Here is a 19,633-nt window from a genome sequence, read left to right on the forward strand (position 1 = left end):
AGCTACAGTAACTTCGGCTACCAGTACTTTAACCAATAAATATCCCTTGGAATTGTAGATGCGATAACAATTACCTAAATCAGAATATTTACATTGGATTTAAAATAATTATTTATTACTGCTATGTCAATAACTATACGGTTTTCATGATTTCAATGTGGATAGAGTTGTATGAAATGCCAACAGTTTGATATTGGTGCCAATCTGATCATCTTTTCCAGTGTTCCATTGATGACTCAAGTGCGATCGCCAAAAAAATCATTGTATGCTGCTATTCCTTGGTACACAGCTTTTCTGAATGCAAGATAAATATTTGCATATTTCTGCGTACTTCTGTACTGAGAAATGATGTTTAGACTATGATGTAGTGAGCTAGAATACTAATGTGTATATTTAAAATTTTAATTTTCCGAGTGTGCAGAGATACAAGCCTAGTCTTATTGCATCCTTGATACTAGCCCGTGCAAGCAAGGAATTAAAAACGGACGAAAAATATAGATTTTTTCCATTTTTAGGGTCGGTAGTAAACCTTTTCATCAGCTCTGCATTTGATGTTAGCTCTTTCGTTATTTTAGATAGAGATTTTTTTAGGGCTGATCCATTTTTTTGAATGAGTTCACGATCTGTAGACACTTTATGCAGGTGGACTTTGACTAGTTCAATTTGTGCATAGAGCTTTGATGCATCATTGTGATTTTTTGTTTCAGTGATAGATTCTAGGTTCTTAAAGTAAAGGTACAGAGGTTCATTTACCCTTGTGCATGAGTTCGCGTAAGCAACAGCGGTAAAAAGATAAAGAACATCTTCTGCGAATGTTAATCGCTCCTCTATGAAGGAAAGCTTTTGAAACGCACTGGTTGCAAGGCTTCTCGAATACATTTTTCCTGGAGTTCCCCAGCTTGCATTAGAGGTATCACAAAATACAGACTTCAAAATGGTATTCGGTTGAAAGCAGTCAGCGGGGAGGCTGCGTTTCAATGAGGTTAGTGGTTGTTCTGGAAATATTTCAACCCCAAAAAAAACTATGTCTGCAGAGTGAGTATTGACCTGCTCATGCAGTCGATTTAGTGCTCTACTTTTTAAGCAGTCATCAGGGTCAAGGAACACAATGTACTTACCCCGCGCAGCTTCAACACCCATCTTTCTAGCTAGAAATGTGCCTTTGTTGCACTGGTTGTAAAGGACTCTAACTCTTGAATCTCGAGCTTTAAAAGCGTCGGCGATTTCTATCGATTGATCGTTGCCGCAGTCATCGACAACTATTATTTCGAAGTCACTAAATTCTTGTTCAAGGCAAGAGTTTATGCATCTTGCAATGTATTTATCAACATTAAACGTAGGAAGAATTATAGAAAAAAACGGATTTTCTCTTGATGATGTTATTGACATTTCTTTTCCAAGGTTTTTATCTTAACGAGTCTTCCAGGTACTGTTTTGATTGTGCTCTTAACTGGGAAAGTGTGATTTCTACATCGGAGTAGTCAATGGCGTTCGAGACTATATTCCTAATATCCGCTTGTGAGTCTTCCGTAATTAACCTTGACTCAAGGCTCAATAAATTTAGCAATGAAGAAAATCTTGATAGACCACGATCTTTATTTGCGACTACCAAAAAATTTTTATTGAAGATAATCGAAAAAACCATCCCGTGAAAAGAATCCGTTATCACAAAATCTGCTGCTGAGAAATGGCCAATCCATTGCTGTACGTTGAATTTTGGCCGCTTTTCTTGCGGCTCGTAGATACTAGAAACTTCATACGACTCACCTAACACATCTAGTGTTTTTGTTAAAAGGCTGTTTTTTATCTTGTTCTGATCTAGTGTGTAATTTAGCAGTATTTTTTTAGAGGATTTTACGGGTTGAACAAGCAGTGCTTCAAAAAAGCTCTTCTCGACCAATAACGTTGGGTCTAAAACATGTTCGCATCGTGGACTGTTGAAAACCTCGCGGCAGATATCAACGCCGACTGTCTCTCTCGTTGAAATTGCATCGAAACCTTTTAGTAGTTGTGTAACTTCTTCAATTTTTTCAGGTGCTTGCCAATGGTCTTTGCCAAAAGATGCTGCATATGAGATTTTTTTTGTTTTAGGATTTTCTATAAAGTCTAAAAAGTAGGCGCTATAAGAACCGTCGTCAATGTAATCCATTCTCCAGACTTGATCACTTCCGACTATGATGGCGTCGAACTCTGACTCAAGGGTGAATTTTTTTAATTGATCTACATTGTTGATTGGAGAGGTTTGATTCGGGAGGTGCTTTTTAATGAAGGATTTATGGTGTTTGTTCTTTAGGTGGTTTGATCTGTGGTTTTTAAAATTTTGGAGTGGTATTAATTCAAGAATACCAACTAAAAGTCTTTTCCAGGTTGGTCGGAAAGCGTTTTTTTGAATAATTTTGACGTTGTGATTTTTACTTAAATAACTATATAAGGCTACTGCTTGAAGGATTCCGCCATAGTTATTCTTTAAAGGTAGGGTTAACAGTCCAATTTTTTTCATCTGGATTCTTCATGAGAGTTTGGCTCGACTGTTACTGGGTAGTAGTCAGGCGTATTCATTTCTTGGCTTTAGTGAGGCGTGTTTTTTTGAGGAGATAAGTCGGCGAATACATAGTTTCTGTTGGCTCTCAGAAATAAGCTGGCTAAAACCGAAAAGGATATAACGAGTGACGCTGCCCCGGCGTGTACGCCAAGAATAGGAATTAGCGAGGTAGTAGCTATAACGCTAATTGCGGCGGTCAGCCCCATGTACTTTATTTTTTTTAACATGTAGGTGCCGGTAATCAGAGTTGAGCCAGCACTGCTAGCAATATAAAAAATTGGGATAACCCAGATTAAATAGTTTATTATTTTAATAGATTCTTTATATTTATTTCCAAATACATATTCGATGAGGTAAGGGGTTATTAAATACATGCAAAACGCGATGAGCAACCCAATAGCCCCCATCGCATAATTTCCAATTATGTAGGTTTTATAGAGAAGCGCGCGGTCTTGATGGGCCCAACGGTGCATTTTGGGGAGCAAGAACTTTTGATAAATTATTCCCGGTAAAATGGCAGCTGCTGTTATCAGAGTGAAACCTACGCTGAAATTTCCGGCTGTTTCTGCACCCAAGTAATGATTTATTAATACAATGCTAAATTGAAAATATATAAGGTGGAAAAGTCCAGATACACCAAATGGCCACGACTCTTTGAATATTCTACCAGTAGTTATGTTTCTTTGTGTTAAGTCATGTATATCTCTGTGTTTGTGGCCTTTTAGCTTGATCTTTCCTTTTTTCAAGTTGCTAATTTTTGCTATTGCAAATGGTGCCATGAGTATCGCTGTAAAAGCGAATATTGCAGATATAACAACTTCGTTGATTTGAATGCGAAATATCAAGGTTGCAATCGCGAGAAGGGTGAGTTTTAAAACAGATTGCGTTAACTGCCAAAGGGAAAGAAGAGTGTAGTTTTCTTCAAGCTGAAAAATGCTGCCGATTAACTCAGTGAAAAGATTCGGGAGAATTATAAAAGACATCAATGTTGCGGCAAGTATTAAGCTGGTCGTTTTTTGAGTTGTGAAGGCTAGCGCTATCAGGAAGATCCAGGTTGTTAGTGTGCTTATTGTGACGAATCGAAGTGTTGCAGGTACCCATTCCATTCCATCCCAACCATATTTTCCGAATGTTTTTAATAGGTACTGGGAAACACCAAAGCCACTTAGCGGAGCAAGAGTAGAAGTCAGAAAAAAAATAGAGGAGTAATTGCCAAGAACTTCAGGGGAGACATTTCGAGCAATTAGGATGTGTGTAGCAAAACCTAACCCTGAAGCGATTAATGATCCCAGAGATAAAATCATTAGATAGAATGAGTTTTTTTTGTACGACACGAATTTTTTGCCAGTTTATTGATTGGGCGTGCAGTCAGTTCTTACCATTTATTAAGTGGTCGCTCACATGTTGGTGTACTGAATTGCAATTTCGTTTTGTGCTCTGCGTTCTGATTTTGGCACTACTGCTCCTTCTGCAGGATATCCAATAGCTAGATACATGATGATCCTTTCATGATCAGGGATGCCACCAACAATATGGGCTTGGTTATCGGCAGTTGGTGAAACGCACCAGTTTAAGCAACAGGAGGAAATGCCTTTACTCTGCAGGGCGAGAATAAGGCTCATACTCAACAGGCCGCCGTCGATGAAAGGCTGGTTTCTCTCGCTTCCGTCAAAAAAGTATCGGGTGTCAGAAGTGATTATTAATAGAGTAGAAAGAAGGTGTCCAAATCCGCGGTTTCCGTTTTGGAAAGTTAGTAGTTTTGTTATTTGGTCAGGGTCTTCATATATTCGAACTTTGCAGGTTTGTCTATTGCAAACGCTTGGGCTTAAGTTGGCAATATTAATGCATTCTTCGATAGTTTCAGTTTCCACTTTTTTTGGAAGGTAATTTCTAACGCTTCTACGCATAACCATTAGGGTTGAGAACTCTTCCCATAACAGATTGTTTGGTTTTGAAATTGGGATGGGGGTTTTAAATTGATTTGGTGATTCCAGGTTTGCTGCTAGTATTGTTTCTATTTTTTCTTTTAGAGACTGATCTGATGTGCTTGGTAGAGGTGTGTTAGCTATGAAGTCTCTATAGGCTCTTAATGTTTCTATGGCCCCGAAATATATAGGGTTCGCCGTTTTAAATCCATTTTCATTCCAGCGGTTTATAAGTGTAATGGTAGCAATGGCAGGTTGCTCACCAAAAAACCGTTTTGGTCCCGGCATGCATAAGCCTTTTTCCAGTTTGTGATACTGAAAAATTAGTTCTGAACTAAGTTTTCCATAATCAGCGGTGGTGGCTGGCCAATTCATGTATTTCCAAGATGTTTTTATATCTCGGAGATAATAACTTATTTTTATTATACGTTTTGTATAAGGGATTACGCTGGGTGCAAATCTACGTAGTGCTTTTTTGACTGTATTAAGAGGAGATATGCTCATGAGGTCTTAGTTTTCTCAGCAATATACGTTAACCGATCGTCATTTCTGGTTGGATAAATAGCTGCGGAGACGCGCCGCTAATCGCCTAGTGAGAGCGTACAGAGTGGACTATTTTCAGATCAGTTACAGAAATTCGACTAATAAATGTTTTTTGACAAGAGAGTAAAAGGCGTTTTAATCAATATCTTGATGTCCAGCCACAATGACCAGTTATTGATGTAAGCCAGATCTAGCTCTACACGCTTTTCCATTTTGTCGATTGTTTCGGTTTCGCCGCGATAGCCACTGATTTGGGCCAATCCGGTAATGCCCGGTTTGATTCGGTGGCGAGCCATGTATGCGTCGATTTTTCCTGTGTAGTAATCGTTGTGAGCGACGGCGTGAGGGCGGGGGCCAACCAGCGACATACGACCCTGAAGAGCGTTGAAAAGCTGTGGCAATTCGTCTAGAGAGGTACGGCGGATGAATTGACCGACCCGGGTTATTCGCGGGTCGTCTCGGCTAGCCTGTTTGACCTCATGGTCGTCATGGAGCCGCATCGAACGGAACTTCCAGACCTTGATGATCTTGCCGTTCCAGCCATGGCGTTTCTGTTTGAACAGGATGGGGCCAGGGGATGAGCATTTGACGGCGATGGCGGTGGCCAACAATACCGGGCTGAGGAGAATGATCGCAATGAGTGCGACGGTCCGGTCCATTATCGCTTTAGAGGCAGCGGCGGTGGGGTAGGACGTCAGTGGGCTCTCGTTCAAGTGAATGGCGGGAAGGCCTTCGATATCACTTACGGAGTGGTTGAGCAGGATCAGGCTTTGCAGATCTGGGGTCCAGATGACGTCGACGCTGGAGTCCAGCAGGTCGATGTACAGGCCTTCGATCTGGTCGGCTTCTGTCAGCGGCAATGCGATGTAGAGGCGCCGAATCTGGTGGGTTGCGATCAGGTCCCGCAGGTGGGCAAGGCTGCCAATCACCGGGTACAGGCCATTGCTGGGCGAGGGTTGGTCGTCCGCGGCTACCAAGCCAACCAGTGGTTCGTTTCTATTGCGAACCAATTTGTCCGCGAGTTCTTGGGCCAGGTCGCCGGTGCCGATAATCAGCGAGGTTCGGGCGGCTTGCAGCTTTTGCTGGTAACGCCGGGAGAGGTTGTGCAGCGGCACATAGAGGCAGGCTTGAAGTGCGAAACCGCCGAGCACGAGGCCAATAATAACTTCGCGGGAAAAAAGCTCACTGGTTTTGGTGATAAACGCCACGACGGTCAAGCCGGAGATTAGCACCAGCCAGCCAGCCAACAATCGGCCTAGTCCTACCAAATAACCATGGTGTTTATGGTAGACCTGCATCATGGAGTAGGCGGGTACCGAGCCGAGCAGTATGAATGCCGAGAGTATCCGGTAGTGGGCTTCGACTTCCCCGGTCTTCATGGTTGCCAGCGCACAGAGCAGGAGGATGAGTGCGCAGATTGCGGCAAGCCATTGGGTCCAGAACGTAAGACCGCGACCGGCTGGTAGCGTGGTGTTGCGCTTGCGAATCAAAATAATGTCCCTTGCGTCGATTTGGACATAGCCTTCCTGGGCATGCCTGCTGTCTGGAGTGTTCGCGCCATGCAGCTTTGGTTGCTGTTTGAGCCTCTGGCACAAACCGGTCTGTGTCGTGGCGTTTCCCTTATCCGTGACAGGGAACGCACTCGCCTTGGCCAATATCAAGGTTTTGGGCACGCTACCGCCCCAGGATTGACCGTTGGTTTCCTGAGAACGTGCGCCGTGGGTGCGACGAATGAGCCGATGCGCGAGCGCTGGCGGTTTATTTTGGGGATGAGGGAGTCAATCGGGCAGGCCGAGCCATGGCTCAGCAGAGGACTATGCGTCTGTTCCTTGACGGCGGCACAACGGGGGGGCTGTGCAAGGCATCCTGCCGGAGTGAAGTGGTTAACCTCAGCCGAGGGTGCATTCTACTGAATTCGTAGGAAAAGTGAAGACGAATTTGTAGGATGGATCCAATAAAAGCGGCGTTTTTATTGGGCGAGGAGCGGTTTTTAGCCAGATTTGCTGTGGTTCGGGCATGGTTCGACATTGCAAGCAATTTCAGCGCTCGCAAGTCAGTCGTTGGTGTTTATTTTTGTTGTTTTAGGTGAGTAAAACGATAGGGGTGATCAGGTTTTTTCTATTGCGTCAATCGGGATGCTGAGGGTGTGTTCGCGGTGCAAGAGCTGGAGCAGGATCACGATGCGTTCGGCACCGTCGCGGGCCAGGAAAATCGCTTCCAGTTCCTTATAGCTGCCGCGGTTGATGCGCACCCTGTCGCCGGGTTCGAGTGCTGCGGACTCGACTGGTGCCTCGTTGAGTTGCTGTTGCAATTGCTCGATGAGATCGTCAGCGACCGCAATCGGTAGTTTGCCGAACGTCACCAGTTGGTTGACTCCGCGGGTAGAGCGGATCGGGTGCCAATTATCGTTGAGTTGGTCGAGCTGGATAAAAAGGTAGCCGGGGAAGAGAGACTCCACTGACGTGCTGCGGCGACCGCGCTGAATACGTTCGATCCGTTGAGTTGGTCGGTAGCAAGTGAAGCTCTGGCGAATCAGATTTTCCTCGGCGCGGGCATCTTGCCGGGGTTTGCACTGGATCAGGTACCAGCGTGGGGGCGGGTGCGGGCGAGGCATGCTGAGGGCTCTCATGGGTGAATCAGGGCAGCGGCGCTGCCCTGATGTCCGGTGTCACTTTTTGTCCGAGGCGTATTCGTATTGATAATAGCTGTAGCTACCATAGCCGTACGCCGAAGCTTTGCGTTCCACGGCGTTGAAAATCGCACCCTTGACCACGATGCCATTCTGTTCGAAGCGGCGCTTGGTTACTGCGATCTCTTTGGCGGCGTTTACGCCGAAACGGGTCACGATCAGGCTTGTGCCGGCCTGACGGCCCACCAGGGCGGCATCGGTCACAGCGAGGATTGGCGGGGTGTCGATGATCACCAGGTCATACTGGCTGCTGACTTGCTCCAGGAACTGAGTGAAGTTGCTGTGCATCAGCAATTCCGACGGGTTAGGTGGGATTTGCCCGCGAGTGATGACGTGCAGGTTGTCCACTTCGGTGGAGTGGGTTGCCTTGTTCAAGTCAATTTTGCCGGCGAGCAGGTCGGACAAGCCGTTGCTCACGTCCATGCGGAACATTTTGTTCAGGTAGCCTTTACGCATGTCGGCGTCGACCAGCAGTACCTTTTGTCCGGTCTGGGCAATGATCGCGGCCAGGTTGCACGAGACGAAGGATTTACCGACGGCCGGGCTTGGGCCGGAGATCATCAGGATGTTGTTCTTAGCTTCAAGAGTCGCGAAGTGCAGGCTGGTACGCAGGCTGCGCAACGATTCGACGGCGAGGTCGGCCGGGTTGTTAACGGCGAGCAACAGTGAACCAGTAGAGGCGCGGTTGTTGCCCTTCAATGTGCCTTCGATCTGGGACTGGCCCTTACTCAGCGGGATCGAGGCGTACACAGGAATACCGAGTTGCTCGATGATCTCCGGGTCTTCGACGCCGCGATTCAGTGCTTTGCGGAGCAGGACGTAAGCTATGGCAATCAGTCCACCGACTAGGGTGGCAATCAGTACGATTAACGCTTTTTTCGGACTAACCGGTTTTTCGATATTCGCATCCGCCGAGTCAATCACTCGAACGTTACCAACCGTTCCTGCGCGGACAATATCTAGCTCCTGTGTTTTGTTCAGCAGCTGGGTGTAGATCTCCGTGGTGACCTGCATGTCACGCGATAGGCGCAACAGCTCCTGCTGTGTTTCCGGCAGGTTTTTCACTTTTTTCTCGAGGGTAAGCTTCTGTCCGGCGAGTTGTCCCATCTGGGTCATCAAGGCCTGATACGCCGGATGTTCTCGGGTAAAGCGGTGCTCCATTTCAGCTTGCTTGAGCTTCAATCCCGAAATCAAGGTTTCCAGGGCCACTATCTGATCGAGCACTGCTTTGGTTTCGATTGTGATATCGACCGAGCGAGCGCTGGTTTGATAGGCGTTCAGTTGGCCTTCGGCTTTCTCAAGTTGTTTGCGCACATCGGGTAACTGGGTGCGAAGGAACTCGAGACTTTGTGCGGCTTCCGCAGAGTTGCGCTGGACGTTTTGCAAAACGTAGAGCCGGTTGATCTCATCTAGGACCTTGTTGGCTAGTGCAGGATCATCGTTTTCCAGCGAAAGCGCGATGATGCCGGACTCTTTGCCGCGTTCAGTAGCCGACACATCATCCTGGTACTGCAGGATGGTATTCAAGCGACGTTGCTTAATGACTTTGAATAGCGCCCCAGTATTGGCGTTGAGAGCGGCAACTTGCAGTTTGAAACCATTTTGCTGGAGCTTCTCACCGGCTTGGCCATGAAGGAGAGCTTCGTCAGCATCATTAAGTAGGGTAAACGCACCATTTCCTTCAGAGCGCAGTGTCAGGCCCTTGCCCAGATAGGCATCTGGAACTTCTAGTTGGAAAATGTCGAGTTTCTCTCCACCCCATGTGAAGCTTTCCAAACCAAGCAATGGTGAGGCTACCTGGTTTTCAGTCACTGGCTCAAAACGACGACTCAGAAAATGGCCAATCAACGGGAAGTAGTTCGGCTTGATAATAATGTCGAGCTTGAGGTTCTCTACAGCTTTGCCCAGTACCGCCCGGGATTTAAGCAGCTCTATTTCAGTCACCGCCGGAGATGTGCCACCGAACATCTCACTTATTTCGCCCATGCCACCCAAAGCAGACATGCCACCTTTTTTCTGTTCAACCTGCACCAGCGCATTCGCCTGATAAATCGGCGTCGACAACAGTGCATACGCAACACCCACCGCGCAAAAGAACGCAGTGATGCCAACAATGATCCACTTGCTATCGATCAATGTGCCGAAGAGTGCGAGCAGATCGATGTCGTCATCGTCGTCGCGGTGTTCCTGGATGGGGAGGCTGTTTGGGCTTTGCATGCGGGGTACTTTTACAAGGGGTGATTATAGTTTTTGCGACCAGCTGTCGACGCCTTGCGTCATCAGTTGGTAGACGTGTTCGAAGGCGACCTTCTGTTGGCGATAGGGGTCGGGGATTTCCTGGTTGTTCTGCCACTTGCCCAGCAGGAACGTTTTGCCCTGTGCTTCCGGTGCCATTTGCACGATGCGTTTAACGTGGCCTGTTTCCATGGTGAGGATCAGGTCAGCTTGTTGCAGCAGTTCGCGGGTCAGTTGCCGGCCTTTGTGGTCCGGGTGGTCGCCATTGTGTTCGCGCAAGACTTGCAGCGCGGTGCTGTCCATGGGTTTGTCCACCAGGGCGTGGATGCCCGCTGAACTCACATCAATGCCGCGCTCGGCCAGTCTGCTTTTCAGCAGGGCCTCGACGGTGGGGCTTCGGCAGATGTTGCCGATGCAAACGACCAGGATTTTATTGAACATAGGGGCTGCGCACGTTGCGATATCAAGTGTGAAAACCGCACAGGCAGAAGGAAGGAGAGGCGTCTGGATTCCGTTCCCGCGCAACTGTACGGCTATCTCCGGTGGCTAACTGCTACCGGGGCCATTTTAAAAGCGTGCACTCTAGTGGTGTAGGGGGGGAGGGTCAAGGCTCGGCTGTTACTTTCTGTCATACGGTTGTTTGGTTCGTCGCGGTGACTATCCCGCCATCGGGTAGGTGAACAGTGCGAAGTGCATCAGGTTCAAGCCGAAGTGGCTGAGGATGGCTGCGCCCAATCCACCGAAACGGTAGGCGAGGCCGTAACCGACCCCGGCCAGACTCGCCAGTACCACCCATTGCCAGCCAGCCCCGGCGTGGGCCAGGCCGAAGATCAGAGACGCCAGCAGCAGGGCGAGGGTTTCACCCTGGGGCAGGGTTTTCATGATCCGGCTCAGTCCGCCCTGGATATAGCCGCGAAACAACGCTTCCTCGACCAGGGTTACCAGCAGCAGGTTGTTGAGCATCCATAGCCAGGCCTGGTCCGGCCATTTCGGCGCCCAGGCGATAATGCCCAGCAACAGTGCGCCGCCCAATGCCAGCACTGCGCTCAACGCCAGTGACAGCACGGTGGCATATAGGAAGGAGCGCAACGAGAAGCGACCGACTATCCATGGGCAGGCCAACAGCAGCCAGAAGCCGATCAGGGGTTTATCCAGGTTCAGGAACATGGAAAACGGCACGGCGTTTTCGCTGAAGCGCTGCAGAGCAATGCCGCGACCGTTATGGAAGCCCGGTAGCCAGTGCAATGCCAGGGCTAGCGCCAAGGCGATGAACAGGCCGTGGCCGAGGATGCGTAGACCAGGGATTACTTGTTGGCGAACGGTGAAGCCTGCGATCAACAGCAGCATTACCGAGATTGCCGCCAGCCAATCGAGGTGGCCGTAGGTCAGCGCCAATCCGTAGCCGAGGCAGAGCAGGGCCAGAAAAGTCCATGGCAGGGCAATCATTCGAAGTCCTTGTGTCGGGATGTGCGATGTACCCCAACCCCCTTGTGGGAGCGAGCCTGCTCGCGATGGCGTTGGGTCAGTCGACATTGCTTTCAACTGACACGGCGCCTTCGCGAGCAGGCTCGCTCCCACAAGGATTGCGGCGCGCGATTATAGGGATGTAGGCGACATAAACAAAAACACCGCCCGAAGGCGGTGTCTGTCTGTGTATTGCTCATCAGTTACGAAGCAATCAACTGCCGCAACACATAATGCAGAATCCCTCCGGACTTGAAGTACTCCACCTCATTCAACGTATCGATGCGGCACAACACCTCGATCTTCTCGCGGCTGCCGTCTTCGCGGGTGATGACCAGCGTCAGGTTCATCCGTGGTGTCAGCTCGACGCCGGTCAAGCCGAGGATGTCCAGGGTTTCACTGCCGTTGAGCTTCAGGCTCTTGCGGTTCTGATCCAGCTTGAATTGCAACGGCAGCACGCCCATGCCCACCAGGTTGGAGCGGTGAATCCGTTCGAAGCTTTCGGCGACGACCGCTTTCACCCCCAGCAGGTTGGTGCCCTTGGCCGCCCAGTCGCGACTCGAGCCGGTGCCGTATTCCTGGCCGGCGATCACCACCAGCAGCGTGCCCGAAGCCTGATAGCGCATGGCGGCGTCGTAGATCGACATTTTTTCCCCGGTGGGAATGTAGCGGGTGTTGCCGCCTTCTTCGCCGCCGAGCATTTCGTTGCGTATGCGAATGTTGGCGAAGGTGCCGCGCATCATTACTTCATGGTTGCCACGCCGCGAGCCGTAGGAATTGAAGTCCCGCGGTTCCACGCCTTTGTCGCGCAGGTATTGCCCTGCCGGGCTGTCGACCTTGATGTTGCCGGCCGGGGAGATGTGGTCGGTGGTCACCGAGTCGCCGAGCAGTGCGAGGATCCTGGCGCCGCTGACATCCTTGACCACGGGCGCTGGGCCGCCGATGTCGTCGAAGAACGGCGGATGCTGGATGTAAGTCGAGTCGTCCTGCCAGACATAGGTCGCCGCCTGCGGAACTTTGATCGCCTGCCATTGTTCGTCACCGGCAAACACTTCGGCGTACTCCTTGTGGAACATGGCGGTGTTGACCTGATTCACGGCGTCGGCAATTTCCTTGCTGCTTGGCCAGATGTCCCGCAGGTACACTGGTTTGCCGTCCTTGCCATCGCCCAGCGGCTCGCGGCTGAGGTCGGTGCGCACCGTGCCGGCCAGCGCATAGGCCACCACCAGCGGCGGGGAGGCCAGCCAGTTGGTTTTCACCAATGGATGCACCCGGCCTTCGAAGTTGCGATTGCCCGAGAGCACGGAGGCCACGGTGAGGTCGGCTTGCTGGATGGCTTTCTCGATGGGCTCCGACAGTGGCCCGGAGTTGCCGATGCAAGTGGTGCAGCCATAGCCGACCAGGGCAAAGCCCAATTCATCGAGGTACTGGGTCAGGCCGGCCGCCTTGTAGTAGTCGGTGACCACTTTCGAGCCGGGGGCCAGCGAGCTCTTCACCCAGGGTTTGCGTTTCAGGCCTTTTTCCACGGCCTTCTTCGCCACCAGCCCGGCGGCCATCATCACGCTGGGGTTGGAGGTGTTGGTGCAGGAGGTGATCGCGGCGATGACCACGGCGCCGTTTTTCAGGCGATAGGTCTGGCCTTCGTAATCGTAATCCGCTTCGCCGGCCATATCGGCATTGCCGACGGCAACACCGCCACCGCCTTCACTTTCCAGGCGGCCTTCTTCCTTGCTGGTGGGCTTGAATTGCAGGTCGGTGAAGTCGCTGAACGCTTGCGCGACATTCGGCAGCGTCACCCGGTCCTGCGGGCGTTTCGGCCCCGCGAGGCAGGCTTCGACGCTGCCCATGTCCAGCGCCAGGCTGTCGGTGAACACCGGTTCCTGGCCGGGCAGGCGCCACAGGCCCTGGGCCTTGCTGTAGGCCTCGACCAGTTGCACCGTTTCCAGGGTCCGGCCGGACAGGCGCAGGTAGTCCAGCGTGATGTCGTCCACCGGGAAGAAACCGCAGGTGGCGCCGTATTCCGGGGCCATGTTGGCGATGGTCGCGCGGTCGGCCAGGGGCAGGTCGGCAAGGCCGTCGCCATAGAATTCGACGAATTTGCCCACCACGCCTTTCTTGCGCAGCATCTGGGTCACGGTCAGCACCAGGTCGGTGGCGGTGATGCCTTCCTTGAGCTTACCGGTGAGTTTGAAACCGATGACTTCGGGAATCAGCATTGACACCGGTTGCCCGAGCATCGCCGCTTCCGCCTCGATGCCGCCGACACCCCAGCCAAGCACGCCGAGGCCGTTGATCATGGTGGTGTGGGAATCGGTGCCAACCAGTGTGTCTGGGAAGGCGTAAGTGCGGCCGTCCTCGTCCTTGGTCCAGACCGTGCGGCCGAGGTATTCAAGATTCACCTGGTGGCAGATCCCGGTGCCCGGCGGCACCACGCTGAAATTGTCGAAGGCACTCTGGCCCCAGCGCAGGAACGCATAGCGCTCGCCATTGCGCTGCATTTCAATGTCGACGTTCTGCTCGAAGGCGCTGCTGCTGGCGAACTTGTCGACCATCACCGAGTGGTCGATCACCAGGTCCACCGGCGACAGCGGGTTGATCCGTTGCGGATTGCCGCCGGCCTTGGCCATCGCCGCGCGCATCGCGGCCAGGTCGACCACCGCCGGTACGCCGGTGAAGTCCTGCATCAGCACTCGCGCGGGGCGGTACTGGATCTCGCGGTCGGAACGACGCTCCTTGAGCCACGCGGCCAGTGCCTTGAGGTCGGCACCGGTGACGGTTTTTTCGTCCTCCCAGCGCAGCAGGTTTTCCAGCAGGACTTTCAACGACATTGGCAACCTGTCCAGATCACCCAGGCTTTTGGCGGCATCGGGCAGGCTGAAGTAGTGGTAGGTCTTGTTGCCGACTTGCAGGGTCTTGAGCGTATTCAGGCTATCGAGGGACGGCATTGCAATCACTCCTTTGAGTCCGCACGGCTACGGACTGAGGGGATGGGCAGAACATTAAACCTAGCTCTGTTTTCAGTAGCTGGCTAATAACCGGGTTCTATCGACAAGCTCCAGCTTCCGATCTCGGCTATCATGCGCCGGTTTTCGTGACAGGCTTTGCTTCAGGGCAAGCGGTCTCTCTTTGTGGGAGCGAGCCTGCTCGCGATGGACGTTAACGATAACGCGTGTTTCCTGAATAAACGCGCCGCCCTTGAGTCCATCGCGAGCAGGCTCGCTCCTACAGGGTCCAGGAGTATTAATGAACACCCTCTTTATGCATTGCCGGCCGGGCTTCGAAGGCGAAGTCTGTTCCGAGATTTCCGACCTCGCCGCGCGCTTGAACGTGGCCGGTTATGCCAAGGCCAAGGCGGCAACTGCCTGCGCCGAGTTTGTCTGCACCGAAGAAGACGGCGCCGAGCGCCTGATGCGCGGGCAGCGTTTTGCCGAGCTGATCTTCCCGCGCCAGTGGGCCCGGGGGATTTTCATCGATCTGCCGGAAACCGACCGCATCAGTGTGATCCTCGCCCATATGGCGGACTTTCCGCTGTGCGGCAGCCTGTGGCTGGAAATGGTCGACACCAACGACGGCAAGGAACTGTCGAACTTCTGCAAGAAATTCGAAGTGCACCTGCGCAAGGCGCTGATGGCGGCCGGCAAGCTGGTGGAAGATGCCCACAAGCCGCGTTTGCTGCTGACGTTCAAGAGCGGTCGTGAAGTGTTCATGGGCCTGGCGGAGTCGAACAATTCGGCGATGTGGCCGATGGGCATTCCCCGTTTGAAGTTCCCCCGCGAGGCGCCGAGCCGCTCGACCCTCAAGCTGGAAGAGGCCTGGCACCACTTCATCCCGCGCGACCAGTGGGACGAGCGCCTGCATGGCGACATGACCGGCGTTGACTTGGGGGCCGCCCCTGGTGGCTGGACCTGGCAACTGGTCAACCGTGGCATGCTGGTGACCGCCATCGACAACGGCCCGATGGCCGAAAGCCTGATGGACACCGGTCTGGTGCAGCACTTGATGGCTGACGGTTTCACCTTCAAGCCCAAGCAACCGGTGGACTGGATGGTCTGCGACATCGTCGAGAAGCCGGCGCGCAACGCCGCGATGCTGGAAGAGTGGATCGGTGACGGCCATTGCCGCGAGGCGGTGGTCAATCTCAAGCTGCCGATGAAACAGCGCTATGCCGAAGTGAAGCGTTTGCTCGAGCGCATTGCCGATGGCTTCAAGGCCCGGGGTATCAAGGTCGAGATTGGCTGCAAGCAGCTGTACCACGACCGCGAAGAAGTGACCTGCCATTTGCGCCGACTGGACGTGAAGAAACCCAAGTCCCGCTGAAACACCGCAATCCCCTGTAGGAGCGAGCCTGCTCGCGATGGACCTGAGAGCGCCACGGGGTGTCAGGCATCCAGCGTTATCGTTAACGATCATCGCGAGCAGGCTCGCTCCTACAAGGGTACGGCGTTATGCCACAGATGACGTTACACCCGGCAATGCGCGACAATGCCGGCCAGCTTCAGGAGTGAATCATGAGTGAAATGCTTGATACGCCGGTAGACGGCACCCTCGACGCCACCGGCCTCAATTGCCCCGAGCCGGTGATGATGCTGCACCAGCACATCCGTGATCTGGTGCCCGGCGGCCTGCTCAAGGTGATCGCCACCGACCCGTCGACCCGTCGCGATATTCCCAAGTTCTGTGTGTTTCTCGACCATGAACTGGTGGCACAGCACGAAGATGAGGGCACCTACCTCTACTGGATTCGCAAGAAGTCTGTTTAACCAACAAGCCCCCTGTAGGAGCGAGCTTGCTCGCGAAAATAACGAAGGCGCCGTTGGGCATCTGGTTTTTGCGCGTTATCGTTCACGACCTTCGCGAGCAAGCTCGCTCCTACAGGGTTGTGGCGATCAACCCTGGCTGTTACGAATCCGCCGGCGCGCACTGAGCGTCAGTCGGATCGACAGCATCAACGCCGCACAGCTCAAACCGGCAATCAACCCTTCCCACAGCCCGCTCGGGCCGCTGGCCGGACCGAACCAATCGGTCAGTCCCAGCACGTAGCCGACCGGCAGGCCGATGCCCCAATAGGCGAACAAGGTCAGGATCATCGTCACCCGGGTGTCCTGGTATCCACGCAGCGCGCCGGCGCAGATCACCTGGATGGCATCGGAAAACTGATACAGCGCGGCATACACAATCAACATCGACGCAATCTGGATCACGGCCTTGTCAGGCGTGTAGATCGAGGCGATAGGTTCGCGCAGGAGCAGGATCAGTGCCGCCGAGAACGCCGCGAACACCAGTGCCGCGCCAAGCCCGACCTTCGCCGCGAAGCGCGCCTGCCAGGGATTGCCGGCCCCCAGTGCCTGGCCGACCCGCACGGTCACCGCCATGCCCAGCGAGTAAGGAATCATGAACAGCAACGAGCTGATATTCAGGGCGATTTGATGCCCTGCCACCACGGTGGAGCCGAGACTGCCGATCAACAGGGCGATGACCGCGAAGATGCTGGACTCGGCGAAGACGGCGATACCGATCGGCAGGCCAATGCTGACCAGGCGCTTGATCACGGCCCATTTCGGCCGGTCGAAGCGCACCAGCACACGGGTGCGGGCATAGAACGGGGCCCAGAAGGTCCAGCCGGCCATGCTCAACGCCATGAACCACATCACAATGCCGCTGGCCCAGCCGCAACCGACGCCGCCCAGGGCCGGTGCGCCGAAATGGCCATAGATCAACGTGTAGTTCAGCGGGATGTTCAGTAGTAGGCCGCACAAGCCGATGACCATGCTCGGACGGGTCCGACCCATGCCATCGCTGTAGCAGCGCAGCACGTAATAGAACGCCATGCCCGGCAAGCCGAAGGCGATCCCGTGCAGGTAACCCATGCTCGGCTCGATCAATTGCGGATCGACTTTCATCCAGTGCAGGATCGGTTCGGCGCCGAGCAACAGGCCGCTGCCGATCAACCCGACACACAATGCGAGCCACAGCGCCTGGCGTACCAGCGGGCCGATTTCGTCAAACTGCCCGGCGCCAAAGCGTTGCGCGACCTTGGGTGTGGTTGCCAGCAGGACGCCGGACATCAACAGGTAGACCGGAATCCAGATCGAGTTGCCCAGGGCCACCGATGCCAGGTCCCGTGGGCTGACGCGGCCGGCCATCACCGCATCGACGAAGCCCATGGCCGTGGTGGCCAGTTGCGCGATCATGATCGGCAGGGCCAGGCCGAGCAGGCCCTTGAGCTCCAGGCGAACCGGGGTCGTGCGTGGGGCGGCGGTAGTGTCAGTCACGGAATTCACAAGCGAAGCGTCCAGAGGTTTTGATGCGCAGGGCTGCGCATTCTACGCGTTGACGCTTCGGTCAGGAAAAGACTGTGTTGGCTATTTGTAATCGCACCGCTCCCCCTGTAGGAGCGAGCTCGCTCTCGATGGATGTGAGGGCACCGCGTTCATTCAGGCAGCCCTCGTTATCGTTAACGCCCATCGCGAGCATGCTCGCTCCTACACAGAGATGAATTCTGCGCCTACACTGCCAACCCGCCAAAGGAGCCTGCCATGCTGATTGTTGCCGACGAAAATATCCCTCTGCTCGATGCCTTCTTCGAAGGCTTCGGTGAAATCCGCCGGGTACCGGGTCGCGCCATCGACCGTGCCACGGTCGAGCAGGCCGATGTGCTGTTGGTGCGCTCGGTGACCAACGTCAATCGCGCGCTGCTCGAGGGCAGCAAGGTGCGCTTTGTCGGTACGTGCACCATCGGCACCGATCATCTGGACCTGAATTACTTTCAGCAGGCCGGTATCACCTGGTCCAGCGCGCCGGGCTGCAATGCCCGTGGTGTGGTCGACTATGTGCTCGGCAGTCTGCTGACCCTGGCCGAAATCGAGGGTGTCGACCTGACCCGGCGTACCTACGGCGTGGTCGGTGCCGGCGAGGTGGGTGGACGCCTGGTCAAGGTCTTGCAAGGCCTGGGCTGGAAGGTGCTGGTGTGCGATCCGCCACGGCAAACTGCGGAAGGTGGAGACTACGTCAGCCTCGAGCAGATCATCGACGAGTGCGACGTCATCAGTCTGCACACGCCATTGACTAAACAGGGTCAGCAATCGACCTGGCATTTGTTCGATGAAAAGCGCCTGAACCAGCTCAGGTCCGGCACCTGGCTGATTAATGCCAGTCGCGGGCCGGTGGTCAACAATGCAGCACTGCGCGACGTGCTGCTGGAGCGCGAAGACCTGCAAGCGGTGCTCGATGTCTGGGAAGGCGAGCCTGAAGTCGACGTGGCGCTGGCCGAACTCTGCGTGCTGGCAACGCCACACATTGCCGGCTACAGCCTCGACGGCAAGCAGCGGGGCACCGCGCAGATTTATCAGGCCTATTGCGATTTCCTTGGGCAGCCAGCCCGGGTCAGCCTGGGCGATTTGCTGCCGGCGCCGTGGCTGTCGCACGTGACCCTCAATGCACAAAGTGACCCGGCCTGGGCGTTGGCGATGCTGTGCCGTGGCGTGTATGACCCGCGACGTGACGATGCGGACTTCCGTCGCAGCCTTGTCGGCAGTGTCAGCGAGCAACGAGCGGCATTTGATGTGTTGCGCAAGAATTATCCTTCGCGCCGTGAGATCGACGGATTGCAGGTGCGGATCGAGGGGGATGCGCCTGAGTTGCAGAGGATTGTGGCGGCGTTGGGGGCAACGACAATCTGATAGACCGTGGCGGCCCCTTCGCGAGCAGGCTCGCTCCCACACTGGATCTTCATGCACCACAAATCCCATGTAGGAGCGAGCCCTGCTCGCGATGGTCGTCAACGATGACGTGGGAAACCTGACACCCCGTGGTGCTCTCAGGTTCATCGCGAGCAAGCTCGCTCCTACAGAGAGGGGGTAATTGCCTTTTTTGCCGGCCATAAAAAACCCGGCCAACAATGGGCCGGGTCAAGAAGACGGTGGCTATATCACTTTTGTTCGGCAGGTTTGACCAATCGCTTATCCAGTTCGCTGCAAGCTTTCTGGATCATTTCTTCAGTGATCGGTACTTCGCGACCCTGCTCGTCAATAATCGAGCAACCCAGAGACTGGTCTGGTTGCGTGCGGATCACTTGAATCTTGTCATCGCTGCTGTGTTGCAAGGACATGGCCTGTCTCCTCATCAGGTTGTTAGCTTACTGTAGAACCGCCAGGTGACCGGGCTATGACAACTCCCTGCGATCTTTCCGGGGGGACAGAACCAGTCCAGCAGAAATGCCTTCGCGTGGCTACCCGA

15 protein-coding genes and 1 pseudogene are annotated in these 19,633 nt (G+C 53.7%); 4 read left to right on the forward strand and 12 right to left on the reverse strand.

Annotation, left to right across the window (positions count from 1 at the left end; all coding sequences use genetic code 11):
* Nucleotides 1-393 precede the first annotated feature (393 nt).
* The 10 genes from PspS34_RS08870 to acnA all read right to left on the reverse strand — a co-directional run bounded on the left by PspS34_RS08870 (nt 394) and on the right by acnA (nt 14,343).
* Nucleotides 394-1,389, reverse strand: coding sequence for a glycosyltransferase family 2 protein (locus PspS34_RS08870; protein WP_159389596.1), 996 nt, complete (start codon nt 1,387-1,389; stop codon nt 394-396).
* Between the two features lie 16 nt (nt 1,390-1,405).
* Nucleotides 1,406-2,500, reverse strand: a complete 1,095-nt coding sequence (locus PspS34_RS08875) for a polysaccharide pyruvyl transferase family protein (protein WP_159389597.1) — start codon at nt 2,498-2,500, stop codon at nt 1,406-1,408.
* Between the two features lie 68 nt (nt 2,501-2,568).
* Nucleotides 2,569-3,876, reverse strand: coding sequence for an oligosaccharide flippase family protein (locus PspS34_RS08880; protein WP_159389598.1), 1,308 nt, complete (start codon nt 3,874-3,876; stop codon nt 2,569-2,571).
* Between the two features lie 63 nt (nt 3,877-3,939).
* Nucleotides 3,940-4,842 carry a nitroreductase family protein gene (locus PspS34_RS08885; protein ID WP_159389599.1) on the reverse strand — a complete coding sequence of 301 codons (903 nt, stop codon included), beginning with the start codon at nt 4,840-4,842 and terminating at the stop codon, nt 3,940-3,942.
* A 266-nt stretch (nt 4,843-5,108) separates the two neighbouring features.
* Nucleotides 5,109-6,500 carry an undecaprenyl-phosphate glucose phosphotransferase gene (locus PspS34_RS08890; RefSeq protein WP_159390383.1) on the reverse strand — a complete coding sequence of 464 codons (1,392 nt, stop codon included), beginning with the start codon at nt 6,498-6,500 and terminating at the stop codon, nt 5,109-5,111.
* 617 nt (nt 6,501-7,117) lie between these two features.
* Nucleotides 7,118-7,624 (reverse strand): transcription/translation regulatory transformer protein RfaH, encoded by a 507-nt coding sequence (gene rfaH, locus PspS34_RS08895; RefSeq protein ID WP_159389600.1) that lies wholly within the window; start codon nt 7,622-7,624, stop codon nt 7,118-7,120.
* Nucleotides 7,625-7,678: 54 nt separating this feature from the next.
* A complete protein-coding gene (locus PspS34_RS08900) occupies nt 7,679-9,916 on the reverse strand; it encodes a polysaccharide biosynthesis tyrosine autokinase (RefSeq protein ID WP_159389601.1) in 2,238 nt (745 codons plus the stop codon).
* A gap of 24 nt (nt 9,917-9,940) precedes the next feature.
* Nucleotides 9,941-10,375 carry a low molecular weight protein-tyrosine-phosphatase gene (locus tag PspS34_RS08905; protein ID WP_150812422.1) on the reverse strand — a complete coding sequence of 145 codons (435 nt, stop codon included), beginning with the start codon at nt 10,373-10,375 and terminating at the stop codon, nt 9,941-9,943.
* Between the two features lie 216 nt (nt 10,376-10,591).
* Entirely contained in the window at nt 10,592-11,380 is a 789-nt protein-coding gene (locus PspS34_RS08910; RefSeq protein WP_159389602.1) for a CPBP family intramembrane glutamic endopeptidase, read from the reverse strand.
* 221 nt (nt 11,381-11,601) lie between these two features.
* Nucleotides 11,602-14,343, reverse strand: a complete 2,742-nt coding sequence (gene acnA / locus PspS34_RS08915) for an aconitate hydratase AcnA (RefSeq protein WP_159389603.1) — start codon at nt 14,341-14,343, stop codon at nt 11,602-11,604.
* 298 nt (nt 14,344-14,641) lie between these two features.
* Here acnA and rlmM point away from each other — a divergent pair, with 298 nt between their 5' ends.
* Nucleotides 14,642-15,715 carry a 23S rRNA (cytidine(2498)-2'-O)-methyltransferase RlmM gene (gene rlmM, locus PspS34_RS08920; RefSeq protein ID WP_057715663.1) on the forward strand — a complete coding sequence of 358 codons (1,074 nt, stop codon included), beginning with the start codon at nt 14,642-14,644 and terminating at the stop codon, nt 15,713-15,715.
* A gap of 191 nt (nt 15,716-15,906) precedes the next feature.
* Nucleotides 15,907-16,158 carry a sulfurtransferase TusA gene (gene tusA, locus PspS34_RS08925; protein ID WP_056721984.1) on the forward strand — a complete coding sequence of 84 codons (252 nt, stop codon included), beginning with the start codon at nt 15,907-15,909 and terminating at the stop codon, nt 16,156-16,158.
* Nucleotides 16,159-16,284: 126 nt separating this feature from the next.
* Here tusA and PspS34_RS08930 read toward each other — a convergent pair whose 3' ends face one another.
* On the reverse strand, nt 16,285-17,679 hold the full coding sequence (locus PspS34_RS08930; protein ID WP_057715662.1) for an MATE family efflux transporter: 1,395 nt from the start codon (nt 17,677-17,679) through the stop codon (nt 16,285-16,287).
* Nucleotides 17,680-17,934: 255 nt separating this feature from the next.
* Between PspS34_RS08930 and pdxB the strand changes: the two genes are divergently transcribed.
* Both pdxB and PspS34_RS28870 read left to right on the forward strand, forming a co-directional pair.
* Nucleotides 17,935-19,077 (forward strand): 4-phosphoerythronate dehydrogenase PdxB, encoded by a 1,143-nt coding sequence (gene pdxB / locus PspS34_RS08935; protein WP_159389604.1) that lies wholly within the window; start codon nt 17,935-17,937, stop codon nt 19,075-19,077.
* A gap of 51 nt (nt 19,078-19,128) precedes the next feature.
* A pseudogene (locus PspS34_RS28870) lies at nt 19,129-19,246 on the forward strand (outer membrane lipoprotein carrier protein LolA); the annotation flags it as partial.
* A 79-nt stretch (nt 19,247-19,325) separates the two neighbouring features.
* On the opposite strand, the gene PspS34_RS08940 reads toward PspS34_RS28870, so the two are convergent.
* A complete protein-coding gene (locus tag PspS34_RS08940; protein ID WP_150812426.1) occupies nt 19,326-19,505 on the reverse strand; it encodes a PA1571 family protein in 180 nt (59 codons plus the stop codon).
* Nucleotides 19,506-19,633: the final 128 nt, after the last annotated feature.

The sequence above is a fragment of the Pseudomonas sp. S34 genome, from assembly GCF_009866745.1.
GTDB lineage: Bacteria > Pseudomonadota > Gammaproteobacteria > Pseudomonadales > Pseudomonadaceae > Aquipseudomonas > Aquipseudomonas jessenii.